Source organism: Sulfobacillus thermosulfidooxidans DSM 9293 (assembly GCF_900176145.1).
Taxonomy (GTDB): domain Bacteria; phylum Bacillota; class Sulfobacillia; order Sulfobacillales; family Sulfobacillaceae; genus Sulfobacillus; species Sulfobacillus thermosulfidooxidans.
Window position 1 is genome coordinate 1,433,157 of record NZ_FWWY01000001.1, and the last position, 14,686, is coordinate 1,447,842.

General features: G+C 45.8%; 8 protein-coding genes. 3 read left to right on the forward strand and 5 right to left on the reverse strand.

The genetic code is table 11. The annotated features are described in order from the left end of the window. The first annotated feature begins 480 nt into the window (after positions 1-480). Positions 481-1,365 (forward strand): Abi family protein, encoded by an 885-nt coding sequence (locus B8987_RS07325; protein WP_084661152.1) that lies wholly within the window; start codon positions 481-483, stop codon positions 1,363-1,365. A 221-nt stretch (positions 1,366-1,586) separates the two neighbouring features. Here B8987_RS07325 and B8987_RS07330 read toward each other — a convergent pair whose 3' ends face one another. Further along, entirely contained in the window at positions 1,587-3,521 is a 1,935-nt protein-coding gene (locus B8987_RS07330) for an alpha/beta hydrolase family protein (RefSeq protein ID WP_084661153.1), read from the reverse strand. 333 nt (positions 3,522-3,854) lie between these two features. Between B8987_RS07330 and B8987_RS07335 the strand changes: the two genes are divergently transcribed. Continuing rightward, on the forward strand, positions 3,855-4,655 hold the full coding sequence (locus B8987_RS07335; RefSeq protein ID WP_084661154.1) for an alpha/beta fold hydrolase: 801 nt from the start codon (positions 3,855-3,857) through the stop codon (positions 4,653-4,655). Positions 4,656-5,374: 719 nt separating this feature from the next. Here B8987_RS07335 and B8987_RS07340 read toward each other — a convergent pair. The 4 genes from B8987_RS07340 to B8987_RS07355 all read right to left on the reverse strand — a co-directional run bounded on the left by B8987_RS07340 (position 5,375) and on the right by B8987_RS07355 (position 12,227). Next, positions 5,375-6,880 carry a hypothetical protein gene (locus tag B8987_RS07340; protein WP_139793492.1) on the reverse strand — a complete coding sequence of 502 codons (1,506 nt, stop codon included), beginning with the start codon at positions 6,878-6,880 and terminating at the stop codon, positions 5,375-5,377. Further along, positions 6,873-7,625, reverse strand: coding sequence for an ATP-binding cassette domain-containing protein (locus B8987_RS07345; protein WP_051350989.1), 753 nt, complete (start codon positions 7,623-7,625; stop codon positions 6,873-6,875). The genes B8987_RS07340 and B8987_RS07345 overlap by 8 nt, the downstream gene beginning before the upstream one ends. 257 nt (positions 7,626-7,882) lie before the next feature. Further along, on the reverse strand, positions 7,883-9,793 hold the full coding sequence (locus B8987_RS07350; RefSeq protein ID WP_084661156.1) for a WD40/YVTN/BNR-like repeat-containing protein: 1,911 nt from the start codon (positions 9,791-9,793) through the stop codon (positions 7,883-7,885). Between the two features lie 712 nt (positions 9,794-10,505). Beyond that, positions 10,506-12,227 (reverse strand): peptide ABC transporter substrate-binding protein, encoded by a 1,722-nt coding sequence (locus tag B8987_RS07355; protein WP_242940643.1) that lies wholly within the window; start codon positions 12,225-12,227, stop codon positions 10,506-10,508. Between the two features lie 626 nt (positions 12,228-12,853). Here B8987_RS07355 and B8987_RS07360 point away from each other — a divergent pair. Further along, a complete protein-coding gene (locus tag B8987_RS07360) occupies positions 12,854-13,969 on the forward strand; it encodes a helical membrane plugin domain-containing protein (protein WP_084661158.1) in 1,116 nt (371 codons plus the stop codon). The last annotated feature ends 717 nt before the right edge of the window (positions 13,970-14,686 follow it).

Below are 14,686 nucleotides of genomic sequence, written 5' to 3' on the forward strand. Positions count from 1 at the left end.
GTCAAAAGATTGTGAACCCATTTGTTAGAGGATTTCTTATTAAAGGCAGATAGAATAATCTTTAAAATTGTCATCGTGAATATCATTATCCTATCACTAAATAATGGGATTGGGACAAGAAGTTTGGCGTGGAGCAACCACATAGCGGTTTTCTTATGGATCATCTCTCTATAATACTTAAGATATAATCATATGCTTGTGCACCAGCACAAACGCTAAACACGGACTTTTTGTAGAATTTATGGGGATTTGCTATTTGTGGCATGAGAAATGTGACAACAGGTATGGTACTTGGGTTTTATTGAGACGGTCATAGTATCTAGATACCATCTTTACCGTGGTCGTGCTCCTGTCTCAGAGAGATAAAGAATTGACGGAAACAACAGCATTCTATATTATTATATTAACAGTGCTCACCACGCCTAGCGCATAAGCGATGCGAAAATCGGTGAGCCATTTGCTTTATATTGGGGAATATTTATGGCAAATAGTGCGAAGCCGGCCACCACCATTGATCAGCAAGTTACTCTCCTTAAAAGTCGAGGCCTGATAATTGCCGACGAGGTTGATGCCAAGGCGGTTTTACAGCGCATCAGTTACTACCGGCTTTCAGGATATCTTGTGGAATTCAAACGGCCAGATAACACCTACATACCAGGGACCCAATTGTCAACCGTTTACGCGATTTATGAGTTTGATCGCCGCTTTCGGAATCTTTTGTTAGCGATAATCGAACCTATCGAAATTTCTATTCGGACGAAGCTTGCGCAGTACCTTGCGGTAGCTTGTGATCCCCTAGCATATCGTGACCCAAAACATTTTGTAAATCCAAGTGAACATACGGCTCAATTGACTGTGATAGATATGACGATTGAGCGGAGTCGCGAACCATTTGCTGATCATTACCGAAAATACTATGGAGGAACTTTTCCGATTTGGGTGGCAGTCGAAATGATGTCCTTTGGCTCGGTATCCAAGGTGTTTGGCAATTTGGTTCGTAGCCATCGCCAACACATTGCTAAATCCCATTATGGTCTCAACGAAAAAGTCATTGCTCAATGGCTTTTGAGTTTGGTGACGGTACGGAATTCCTGCGCGCACTTTTCCCGTCTGTACCGCCGGACTCCTACGTTTCAGCCCAAAATATGTCATGATGATCGCCCAGATATTCCAGAACCTCAGTCATGGTTCTCGGTTCTGATGGCCGCACGACATCTCTATGAACCGTGGACCGACTGGAGTCATTTTGTGACAGCACTAGAAACGTTATGCGATGAATATCAGGGGATTATCGACCTTCGTGCCATGGGATTTCCGCCGAATTGGGAACGTCTCTTACGCCGACCTTGTCGGCGCCACCCCTAACAAGACCTTGGTCGGCCTACGAACGCAGATTGTCGTGATTGATTTATGCATTATTGTATCTAAATTTCCTTTATTGCGGTAGATGGGGAAAAGATTCTATAAGACTATGGCGCTAGGTTTGGCCTACCATGCGGAAAGATAGACGACTGATTGAAAGGATGAACCGCGGGCAACTGCTAAAATTCTCATATCAGTTTGCCCGCGGTCATATGGTCAAGAAGTTAGGCAAGATTTTCGATGGGAACGGGGTCAATGGCCTCGGCCAACGAAAATCCGAGAACACGGCTGTAAAAATATAATTCGGCTTCGGTGGCGCGTTTGATATTTTGAGCTTGACGAAATCCATGGCCTTCTTCGGGAAACGCGATATAGGCTACGGGTATATGATTTTCCTTCAGTTTCTCTACCATCATTTCGGCTTGATTAGGGAGAACGATTTTGTCATCGAGGCCTTGAAAAAAGATGACCGGCGCTTTGATCTGGTCCGCATGAAACAAAGGCGAGCGCTTACGGTATAACGCTTCCGCTTCAGGCCAAGGACCGACCATACTGTCCATATAGCGTGATTCAAATTTGTGGGTTTCCCTGGCTAAGGCCCCGAGATCACTGACACCAAAATAGCTGGCTCCGGCCCGAAAGACATTGCGAAAGGCTAAGCAGGCCAAGGTGGTAAATCCTCCTGCACTTCCCCCGCGAATGACCATGCGGTTCTGATCGACGAGTCCTTGTTGCGCTAAATATAGGGCTGCATTGGTGCAGTCTTCCACATCGACAACGCCCCATTGCCCTTCTAAGCGGCGACGGTAGGCACGTCCATAACCACTTGAACCACCGTAATCCACATCAGCTACAGCAAATCCGCGTGTTGTCCAGTATTGTATGGCGAGATGAAATAAAGGGGTTCCGCTGCTGGTCGGTCCGCCATGACTGATGACCATGAGCGGTGGTTTTTCACCGGGCACACCGGTAAACGCATGATTTTTAGGAGGGTAAAGATGCATATAGGCCTCTTGGTTATGGGCCGTAGGAAAAGTGATAAACGACGGCACGCTAATGTCTTCAGGATTCATGACGACGTTTTGAGATCGTTTGATGACCTGAATTTCTGTGTGTTCCCCCTGCCATGTCACGAGGGCAGCGGGTTCTTGCCAGGATCCAGCAATCATCGCGACATGGTGGTGATGAGTGACAGGCAAGGCAAAATAGGTGTAGGGCGTTTTAATCTCTGTCAAGGTATGTTTTTTGAGATCAATGAGCCCTAAATGTCGTGAACCATTTTCCATATACACGGCCACAATCTGATCAGGGGTTAAATACCCGTAAGTGGTCATGCCAAATACCCAAGGTGGCGTCCCGAATTCGGCCGCCATGGGATAAATCGCTTGGGCGGTGCCATCGACCCACTGATAGAGATTCCACCACCCACTTTCATCAGACAAAAATGTTAAGACGCCAGCGGGAGAAAACAGGGGTTGCAAAATCGATTCCGTACTTGACCCTTTAAGACGTTGTGAATTGGTGGGGTATCCTTCATGGTTTAAATCGGCGAGCCAGAGTTCTGTTCCGTCCCACGGCATTTGGGGATGATTCCATGCCAGCCAGGTTAACTGTTGACCATCAGGAGAAAGACGGGGATCGCTATAGAAATCATGACCAGACACTAACACGGTACCGCATTCATCCCCTTCGGGGTTGATGCTGACAATCGTGGTGGTCGCCTGAATATCGGAAATTCGGTGATCTTCCCTCACAGCGATAATGCGGTGGTGATGCGTATCAAAAATCATATCGGCATAGCGGATGGGGAGATCAGACGTGATGGGTTCGGGTTTTCCTCCTTGAATTTGCCGGTAAAGACGCTGGTCTTGGAAATTGCAAAAGAAGATGTCCCCATCATGAACCACGTATGCTCGTCCACCGTATTCATGAGCCCTGGTGCGGGCGTTAAAGCCAGGGGGAGTCATATCTTGAATCTCTTGGGTCAGCGGATTGAAACGGACAATGACATTACGTCCTTGCTCATGAGGACGCGTTTCAATCCAATACAGCGTGTCCCCATCGAATTGTGGTTGATCGAACGTCACGGTGTTTTGCGTAAGCATCTCTGTGCTGACGGGAGAACTCCATGATCCGTAAGGTTTTACTGCCAACACCATATCCCCTTTCCCATATCAGAAGTTGACTTCATTTATCATGAATTGTTGGGTTTGCTCTAAGCCTATCACATCTTCATGGTCGGCTCCGGTTTAAATGATGAACTCCCTGTTGGGATAATGCTGTGCGTCAAGTGAAGGTCATTGATAACGAGTGCCAGATGAAGACAGGATGATGTCGGTCCGACTTCCCGAAGAGGATTTTTCTTGTTCCGGTAGGCAGCAATGATGAGTGTTGGTGTACTCTAAAATCGTAACGATTGGGGTGTTGTTAACGGTCAGTTTACCGGATAAATAGAATATAGTTTCGATGGCAGAGAGGAGATCATTGGGACGATGAGTGAATTGATCACGCGGCAGGGGACGATTTATTACGAGGTAACGGGTAATGGGCCGAGTGTGCTGTTCCTCCATTCTGCTCTTACTGATCACAGACAGTGGCGCGATCAAGTTAATGCATTGTCCCCGAGCTACCGTTGTATTACCTATGATTTGTTGGGATCGGGATTGAGCGACAATGCCCCTGACGATTACGATCCCACAGATACGCTTCTCGCGCTTTTAGATCATTTGAAGGTGGATAGGGTGGCATTGGTGGGATCGTCCATGGGCGGCTCAATATCGATCCATGCAGCGACCCGTTACCCTGGTCGCATCCAATCGATCGTCTTGATGGGTACCGGACTCTTTGGCTTTCAACCCGTGCTCAATACCCCTGAGCCGACTATCTACCAGGAATATGAAGCGGCTTTAGCAAACCATGATATTGACCGACTTGTCGATTTGGCCGAGGCCATTTGGCTCATTGGCATCAGCGGTCGTGAAGAGCATGTGTCCAAGCCTTATCGCGAGTTGTTCCGCTTGATGTACCGGGAATTGCTTAGGAAACATGGGGAATTTCCCCAGTACCGGGATATGGATGATACAGGCGCGACCAGAAATCTCAACATGCCCGTTATGGTCGTTGTCGGGGATCATGATACGGCTTTTTGCTTAGCGGTGACTAACTATTTCGAACAGACTTTGCCGGGGGTCAACATTATCCGCATGCCGGGTGTCGCCCATTTCCCCAACTTGTCCAAGCCCCAGGTCGTAAATGAATTACTCTTAGAGTGGCTTAAAAAGAACAACGAATAAGACGTCAAGACCTTTCGCTAAACAAAAGCGTCAAATATATGAAGGGAATAATCGACTTTCGCAGCCGTAAGCTCTTGATTATCTGAGGTGCTTAGGCAAAAGACGGTATGATGAAAAGGCTTAAACAGCACCCGGGTTTTAGAGTGGTTAATAGGATTCTTGGATTAGCAAAAAACTATGAGTTCATCAGCGATCGTAGCATCCCGTTTGAGCTGAGCGTATATCTAAATCTGTTTGGGAATGCCTCTTTGCCGTCAACTGCCAAACGGATGCGACTTAGGTACGTTTTGGCGTTCTTTTGTTGCATGGATTTCATCACTCTTCGCACTGCTCTCCAACAGGCTAAAGAGATGGTTTTTCGTTCATGCTATGGACCACCCCGTTTATACCTCTGCATAAACCATCATCCCTCATAGACGCAACATGTACTCGAAGGGGCTCTTCAGGGGAGAAATGCTATCTGGGGACGACATGTGGTTGGTGTTTATCAAATTTCCATGGCGAAGGTCAACTCTTCTGTCCTGACAGGAAGGATTTCCGTGCCCAAAATATCTGAATACGTTAAGCCTAACATCGAGACAGATAGGAATTTTAGGCCCTGGTCATTTTCGATCACCCATTAGCAGCTCCCAGGAAAGCATTTCTCTTAGCCGTTGAAAACCGATTTTCTTATTTTATGATCTTTCATCAATAGGAAAATTTATCTCATATCAGCGAGACTAGTTTTTTCCTAGATGAGCACGTAAGGGTGGTTTTTCTGTTTGATATTGCCTCCATAACGAGGTCATTAACACTAACGGGATCAAAGGGGCCCACGCAATATGATGCAGAACGGTGGCTAACAGCAGAACCAATCCAGAAGCCATCACGGCGGCGACATGATAGTTGTCCCCTGCCGTTTTACTTTGGATACTTTTCATCAGGGCTGTTGCTTCTCCTAATACCCATGACAAAATTAAAGAAGTGACAAAGAGCAGATGCATGCCTGTCAAGGGGATACTCAAAGGCAAAATCCACCAAAATCCGGTCGTGAGGAGAAATACGATAAGGACAGGTAGTATGCTGCTTTGAATAAAGTGAAGCACGATGGAATCGGGCCAAAATTGATAAAGAAAGGGATTTGTGACATCCTCGATGAAGATTTGGGATAGATGCCCACGGCGAAACCGGTAGGCGATAAATAGCCAAAACAGCCAGGCCCAGTGATTAGATGTTTTAGCCAATAGCACAATGCCTGCTCGGAATAATAGGGATAGTTCCACGAGCGTCAACAGATAACGGGGTTGACGTGAAAGCGTGATGACAAAACGTCCGATTTCGAAATAGGGCTTTGGCCACGAGGGAAGACGACCAATTACTCGTTTTTTCGCTAAACGCTTTCGGGTGTGAATCTGTTGAACCAGATCGCGGTTGGGTAAATAAATGATTCCCAAATCTGCGATATCCGCATAAAGTTCACTGGCCTCTTGTACGCTTAAGAGATTGATGTGCGAAGCGACCAAGAACCCCAAAAACCACAGTCCCCCTAAGAGGAGTGTTAGCTCCACAAAGTGAGAGGGGTAGGGCTCAACCCTTTGCGCCACGATAATAAGGTCTTGGTGAAAGAGAAAGACAAGGGTGAGGAGAGAAATCAAAACGGCCACCCAAAAATACCGGTAAGGCTTAGCATGCCGCGAATAATGAATGGCAGCGATAATCCATCCTAAACTATTTGCTGTAACCATCCACAAGGCGAAAGAGACAGCCAAGACTGCTTCATGTGGAGTATGAAGGAATAGAGCCGCTAAAGAGACGATTAAATACGACAGAAGAAACAGCCGGATTTGTCTGGGAATAACATAAAAGGGAACAAACAGGCGGGGAGAAATGGGCGACGATAACGCCCACTCGATATCGCCATGGGTAAGATATAGCGGGGAGCGAGCGACCGTGAGGGTTATGCTGAGCACGGCAGCGAGAATGGCGATGGGAGGCAAAATCGCCCCAAGGGGTTTGTGCAGGGTATGGCCCAGGTGCCACGCTAAGGTCAGAAGGCCCGAATAACTCACCCCGACCCAAATCCCTACAATGATGAAAATGTAGACAATATAGAGACGGGAAAAAATATCCCGGTTGTTGGGATCAATGCCGATACTGCGTAACCAATAAAGACTTTGGGCTTTAAATCGCCGCCAGTAAATTTCCCCCAGTACTTGCCAGCCCGTTTTGGAATACATCCTATTCATGGGAAAACTCCGCACCTGCGCTATCCTCTAAAAGGCTGTAAGTTAGCCGGTATGGTAAACTGCTCACCGCTCCGGGATACTTCTCGATGACCATATCCCATGACTGATCTAGAAGAATACGTCCCTGGTTTAGAAACACTAAGTGATCAGGCTGAATGGATTCAGGCAGTAAGTGCGTGCTAACAATGACGGTCATGTGTTCGTCGCGGCATAATCTGCCTAGGACTGTTGCTAATTGCGATTGAGAAGCGGGATCGAGAGGTCCAAAGGGTTCATCTAATAACAAAAGATCGGGTTTGACTAATAATGAGAGCAGCAAGGCGAGTTTATATTGCATGCCGCGAGAATAGCTCGCAGGATAGGCGTTTTTATGCTGGTCGAGAGAAAAGAGCTGAAAAAGCTTTTGAGCGTGAATATTCCAGTCTTCTAGATGATGTAGGGTAGCGACAAGCTCGGCATGTTCCCATGCCGTTAATTCTGCATAAAATGCTGGCGTATCCGGGACAAACTTAATACGTGAGCGCAAGATCCGTTCGTCATGTTCTGTATTATACCCGTCAATCGCGATCGAGCCTTCAGTAGGACGCATCCAAATCGCTAAACAACGTAACAGGGTGGATTTGCCCGCGCCGTTTTCTCCGAGCAATATCCAATATTCGCCCCCGGGGATATTCAAAGACACGTGTTGTAAGGCTTGATAACTGCCATACTTGACGGACAGGTCATTAACCTCGACATGAACCAAATCAGTACAAACCTTTCTTTTAACACGCCAAAAAATGGCGAGAGAATGGATACAGTTGACAACCCATCATTGGACAGTAGCTATTCATTACTCGTTATGATAACGAAGAATACGATATTTTTGATACGGATTAAAAAATTTTGGTATCCCGTAAGGCTATTTAAGGCTGTAGCTGTTCATTGCACCATGACATTCTGAAAGCGATGTCTGTCTAAGACAGCTTAAGACGCTTCTCCTCATAATAATCACCTGAGTTGCTAAAGAGACGGTTTACCTTGGTCGTGGGTGTGTCCGGATGATACCGGCCGCCATCGACCACCATCAGTGGTCTCGTAAAGAAGATTATAGAGCTTGGGTGCTGCATGGACTAATTTTTTGATGGGACCGGGTTTGTGGATGAGTTTGGATGACTTCACAAATTTGGTGACTATGACCCACCCATTTTGGGTATTGCGAAAATCAATAGCGTTGACAACGTATGTAATCCGGTGGGAGGAATGAAAAGTGAGTGCGGTGTTTTGGATGAAACCTGTCGTCGTTTCCAGTACCAACGAATTCGTAGTGGCCGATGTGTTTTTGGTGGGAGGGGAAAATATCCAGAGCTGATGAGGGTTTACCATGCTCACCATGTCAGCCGAGGTTAGATGAAGTTTTAGGCGTGTCCAGTGTCTGCCGTTGTCTGTACTCAACTCAAGCTGATTGGAGAGTCCCATATTTGTCTGAACCCTCATCATCCAGACTCCTTTTCCGAGATATTGTATAGCGAGTACGGTGAGATGAGGAAGCGAACTCGACTTTTGCCATGTCCGTCCTCCATTATGGGATGCATAGAGCTGCGCGACTTGTTCTGCTTGGGGTCCAACATTGGTATCAAAAGCGGCTAGCCCTAATGTGGAAGAAAATGCATAGGCGTTGAAAGCTTTGGGTGTTGTTGAAGTTTGACAGGTCCATTGTTGACCGCCGTCTTTGGTGAAAACGATAGCTTTATTATCACTGGGAACACCCATGTCATAACCGATTTGGGGCGTGATAAAATCAAGCGAGTTAGGCGTCTTCGGAGGCCACGAAATGGTCCAGTGCTGGCCATTGTCTACCGTGTGGGCTAAAAAATCAACACCCGAAGCGGCATGGGAGATAACCCATCCTTCTCCTAACCCCGTCATTTTTATGGCCTGAATTGCCCAGCCGTCTTGGTTTTTTGCAAAATGCCAGGTTTTGCCGTCATTGTTCGTGACCATAAGTCCATCCGGTACAAATCCTAACGCTCCATTGGTTGTCCCGATCCATCCCGTCTCGCCATCAAAAGCCATGGCTGATGCATATCCGAAAACATGGAGTTGACTGAAATGGGTGCTGGGCGTGATGGTCAACCACTGTTTCCCATCATTGGTTGTCTTCAGTAGGGGGCCAAATGCCATATAGCCTCCCGGTGCACCTTCAAGAACTTCACCGCTACCATGTGATTGTAAACTCATAGCGATAATGCTATGAGAAGTGGTGAGGATCGTATGAAAGTGAAGGCCGTCATTCGTGGCCAATAGAGACTCTATTGGGATGGCGCGTGGGCTACGGGCGGAAACCCAGCCTTTTGTTGAGTTCACGAAATCCAATCCCACTGGAATATCTCCGGATGGTAAGCGGATTTGAGTCCAGTGGGTGCCTCCGTCTCGGGTATGATATGGGCGGTTTGCTAAAATGGCCCATCCGTTTTCAGCCGAGATCATGTCCAATGTCCCTTGACCGATGGCACGAGGGGCCTCAAATTGTCTCTGCCAGTGCCGTCCTCCATCACGGGTCTTGTAGATCGTGGGGTGATTCCAAGAGGTACCGGCCCAAGCCAAGAGCCAGCCAGTATGCGAATTAACAAAGTCGATGGCCTCTGGATTCGTATGCGGTGGCAGAAGCTCGGTAGTCCAACTCTTGCCGTTGTTGTTAGTAAATACAAGAGTTCTATTGATGAGGGCTGCAATTGTTGTCGAGGAAATTAGCGATAAACTGGGAGTACCTTGGTTGATCCCGGAAATATTGGGCGCTTCGGCAATTTTGTAGTTGTCGAAGGCCCCTGGTGCGTGGAGATGCCCCTGCGTGCTATCCCCATTGCCGTAGGAGACTAGAAATCCTGCTGTGGCAACACATGCGGTAATTGCGGTGATGAGTGATTTATTCATTGGCCCTACTTCCGTTCTATTTTCAGCAAAATAATAGACTCTTTCTTACTATCAAAACGGTTGTGGTTCCTTTGGGGTTACCGAATAAAGGCTGATAGAAAAACAAAATGAGAGGACGCCTATTTTTATGTGGGACACAGTAGTATCGGTGTGATGTCTAAACCAGCTTATATCCAGTAATTATCAGCGATTCGACCAACCTAACCACGCGAAATAAGAAAGATTAACGAATCGTCTTTAACCCATTGTGGGTCTGCCTATTATGGTTGTCTATATTCCAGCATATCGTCTAAAAAATTCTCTGTGGTCATGGACCCCGGACTCTTGACGTTGTCTGAACCATCGTCCATACAAAAATACGGGTAGAATCTACACTCGATTGCTTAAATGCCACACAAAGTTATTGCCTTCAGGCGATGTGGAAGGAACTGTATAAGTCTGGACGACATGATTGATTTTGAACCCAACATCATGATAGAGATATCTTTGCCAAAAGTTGGACTTGTGCATCTGCCTCCTACATTGACGCTGTCAAGAATTCTGTTTCCTCGTCGGTATGATTTTCTGCGTTTAATAATAACGGGTTGAAGATTTTGTGGAATTATCAGATATTCTAAGGCAAGAAAACGACATGAATAAACCCCTGTGGAAAATAGGCTGAGCGGTGTTTCCGATTAGCCCATTTTCCCAGGATTTTGTAGTGACAAGAGAATTATTGTAAAGACCAGTAATTAGGGTAGATCAGACCAGAAACCAAATTCATAGACTGTTTATATCCATGTAAAGATTTGTTTACCACATAGAAGTTTGCGGCATATGGCATCCAGATCACCGGAATGTGATGTGCTGCAAATTCTTGGTATTGATCAAGTCGTTGAATTTCTTGCGTTGTAGACTGATAGGGGGAATAAGTCAAATTAATCAAATGATTCATTTCGGAATTACTGTAGCCTTCGCCATTGAGCGCGGCATTCGTTTTGAATAGTGCACCCCCAGTTGGATAATAGTCGGGAGCATAAATCCAACTACCCAAACCTAACCAAATCATTGACCACTTATCATTGGGCAGAGCTATGAGCTCGTCAAAGGGCGTGGACACTAATTTGACGTTAATGCCTTCCTGTGCCCAATCGCTCTTTAGTAACTCAGCAATATCTGTGACGGTCTGACTACCTGCATTATAGTTTAACGTAAAGGACAAGGTTTTTCCGTTTTTGGTCATGACGCCGTCAATTTCTTTCCAGCCATGGTCTATTAATAGGGCTTTTCCTGTATGCGGGTTAAATGCATAGACAGGATTTTTTAACTGCTGGTCGAAATACGGCGTGACTGGACGTGATGGAATAGGGCCACTTTCAGAGATCCCTTGGCCGTCGAAAAAGGACTGAATAATCCCAGGTTGGTTAATGCCATATGCTAAAGCTTGACGGATATATAATTTTTTAAATAGTGACCCGATGTCATTGGGAGCATTGTGATGCATATTGGGTTGCAGATAGCTCATGCCCCACACATACCCTGGAATAATGGTATCGATATTAGCCAGTTGTTGACGCGATTTATAGAGACTGAGAGGTAAGTATCCTACGGTGATAGTTCCTTTTTTCAGGGCCGCGAATTCATTATCGCTCGATGTTTCATATTGAAAAATTAGTGTTTTGATTTGAGATTTTTTTCCTCCATAGTGGGGATTGGCAACGAAACTCCACGACTCATTAGGTTTGACTTGGGAGAACATATACGGACCATCGACTACACGAAATACGGATGCGGTGGGATTATTAGCTATATTCTTGATATAGGTCAATTCTTCTATGATGTTGTTTGGATATTTGTCCCAGACAGATGCGGGTACGGGATTCATTTGTCCGAGTCCATTTAGAAGAAACCATTGTGGATTGACCGCCGTGTTTAGTGTCACTTTCACTGTTTGTGAATTAATCGCGGTGACGGATTTAAAATCATTGGGCACCCCACCACTGCCAGCTCCACCATAATTCCATGGAAGCGACGAACTGTTGCCACTCGCGGCTTTCATCAAGTTCCACGTAAAAATGATATCGGATGCGCTAATGGGATGTCCATTGGACCAATGATAACGTGGATTGATGTTTAAGGTCACCGCGGTATCTGTCTTATTCCACGTTGCCTTGGATATTAACGAATGAGAAAAATCGATAGTATCGTGCGGCGTTACATCAAATAACGGTTTGTATAAAAGAGCGTCGAGTTCAATGTTCACGGCACTAAATGTATTGGTCGAAAAGACAGGAAAAAACCAATTGGGTGCCGTTTGTACGGGTAGAGCAATGACGACGGTTTTCGAAGAATTTGGGGAAGGACTTTTCGACGATACTGATGCTCCACACCCCGCTACAATAGGAAGAAGAACGCTAACGCTAACAAGGGATAAAGTGCGGAAAGATAAATGCAAAACCATCGCTTCCTTTCTTTTCATCTGTTAATTCATACAGTGTTTAAGGGAACGCTAGTGGCAAACGAGAATGTTTTACCATTAACATGAATATCCAAAAATAAGGATAAGTTATGCATATTCATGATACTCTTCATTACAAATTCGAACCACTTGATAAATCCGTTTTCGATAAATCCGGTGCTTTTTGTTAAAAATGACAAGATTCGACTATGATTGTTCCACAGGCGCAATGAATCAACATTTCTATAGGACATAGTAGCCGGCTTATCGAGAATTTCTCGGTTTTTGAGGATGTCACGACATCGCTTCTTATGTTTACTGAACTTCCTAAACCGGAAAATGTTTAGTAGCGTTCTATTCGTGGTCAGGTATAGCACTATCGTTTTCTTTATGTCGTTTTCCCTTTACGGAACTGAACAGAGAATAAGAAATATGGAACGAACGGTCCCTTGAGGCTTGGGTCAAAAGCTCCTAGTGAGTATGCCAAGGAGGTTTCAGACTGAGAATCATCACAATGTGCTGCACAATCCACTAAAGAAACGATGTTCTGTTTCGTCTTCTGCTGTAAGACCCAACAGGACGTCGATTCCTTGTGATCACGAAGGAGGTACGAACGAGGTACGATGAAAGACTTGGAGAGTATTCCCGCGATCGATCAGGATGTGTTAATGGATGAATTCTTGGAAGAAGCCCAACAACCCGAAGTCTTAGATGCCGCGATTAAATTGCTGAAGGCACTAGAAATTCTTAATGACAGTGGAATCGTCGATATGCTGACGACATTGGTGGAATTTATGGGCATGTATCCTGATGCCATTGATACCGATCAGCTATCAGATAAAGTGGGATCTTTGTATCAATCGCACCAGGAGCTCATTCAGAACGCCCTGCGTATTCGTCCTGACAACTTGATGAAGTTGACACAATTGATGAGTGAAGATCGTATTGCCCATCCGCTAATGAATTTGGCGGAGGCTATTGAATCGATTGAGGATCCTAAAAAGGTGCAGGCATTGCTGAAGGGACTCGGTAAAATAACGAGTGATCTTCCGGTCGACTCTGTGGTGCGTGTGGCAGAGGATATGACCCATCCTGCAATGCTTGATGCTTTGCCAAAACTACTCACCGCGCTAGAAATTGCTAATGAGCGTGGAGTTTTTGATGATTTACTCTTAGCGTTGGACTATTTGGATGAACTGACGGAGATATTGCCTCCCGGAGAAACTATCGATCAAATATTCCGCTGGGTTAATGACAATCATGTGATTGAATCCATGCGCTCCACTGACTGGAAAAACCTCATTCAATTGACCGCCTTGGCGAGTCAAAGTCACGTCGTTGCAATGTTGTTTGCCGCCTTAGAGGTCATTAAAGATGTCCCTCAAAACACTTTGACACAACTGTTGAAAGTGGGCACCGAAGTGTTGCAATTTATCGATGCGCAGCACGGATGGGATCTGGTCCGTCAAGCGCTTGGGATGGCTGAGACCTTAAAGACAGCTATCCCATGGAAGGAACTGTTCCCCGGATTATGGACGACAGAAGGCCAATTTAATGTGGACGGGATTATTCAAACGGTGAAAGACGTGGCTGAACAAACTCAAAAAAAGACATCCACATTTGGGGGGGTCCGCGGCATGATGGCGATGATGAAAGACCCCGATGTTCAAAAAGGGTTACAGTTTATGACGGCTCTTCTCGGACGATTCGTGCATATGGTGATGAGCCCAACACCATAAATGGGATATGCATCGGACCCGGTGTGAGAGACCTAAGATGGATTTCCATAAAGAATCACGACATTTGTTCCGCCTTCTTTCGGTTCTTTTAAAGAAGGCGGTTTTTATGGCAATGGCTTAAGGTCTGCTTTTGTCGGAGTAAGGGATAAGCACGGGAAATTTATGTGGAAAATTTTTCTCTATCCATAAAATCACGTGTAATATGGCGAAAGACAACGAGAAATGACGATAAGGAAAAATGAATTGTGCAAATAACCAATAAAAATTTTTCAAATTCTTGTTACCAACAACTCGTTTGTGACGTTATGGTAAATATAAAAGCAAGTAAAGGAGAATGGTTATGCGAGTGACGTATCCCGTTTGTCCTGAATGCGGCAACCGTTGGGTTGGAAGGCTAACCGCTCCCGGCTGGTTCTTTTGCTCTACATGTACGATTGAATTTAAATATGATGTTGACGGTCTAATTGTCTATAACATTACTCCTGATGGCATGAGAAAACGGGCTCATCGCCGTAGGCGGCGTCCGGCTGTCCAGAGGGAGGCGTATCAAACCTCTTAAGGCATATCCCAGTTAATGTGAAGAACTGGGAACCTGAAATTTTCGCAAAATACTGACGGATTAATCTGCGAATCATGGGGAACATGGTGGTGCCCAGGCTGTGAACAGGCTGGTTAGAGAGAAAAATGGACCCTGTGTCGTTAATTGTGCCCAGACGC

What these genes read in the sequence shown, in the direction of transcription:
- B8987_RS07325 (WP_084661152.1), top strand. Translation starts at nt 481, where the DNA reads ATGGCAAATAGTGCGAAGCCGGCCACCACCATTGATCAGCAAGTTACT.
- B8987_RS07330 (WP_084661153.1), bottom strand. Translation starts at nt 3,521, where the DNA reads ATGGTGTTGGCAGTAAAACCTTACGGATCATGGAGTTCTCCCGTCAGC.
- B8987_RS07335 (WP_084661154.1), top strand. Translation starts at nt 3,855, where the DNA reads ATGAGTGAATTGATCACGCGGCAGGGGACGATTTATTACGAGGTAACG.
- B8987_RS07340 (WP_139793492.1), bottom strand. Translation starts at nt 6,880, where the DNA reads ATGAATAGGATGTATTCCAAAACGGGCTGGCAAGTACTGGGGGAAATT.
- B8987_RS07350 (WP_084661156.1), bottom strand. Translation starts at nt 9,793, where the DNA reads ATGAATAAATCACTCATCACCGCAATTACCGCATGTGTTGCCACAGCA.
- B8987_RS07360 (WP_084661158.1), top strand. Translation starts at nt 12,854, where the DNA reads ATGAAAGACTTGGAGAGTATTCCCGCGATCGATCAGGATGTGTTAATG.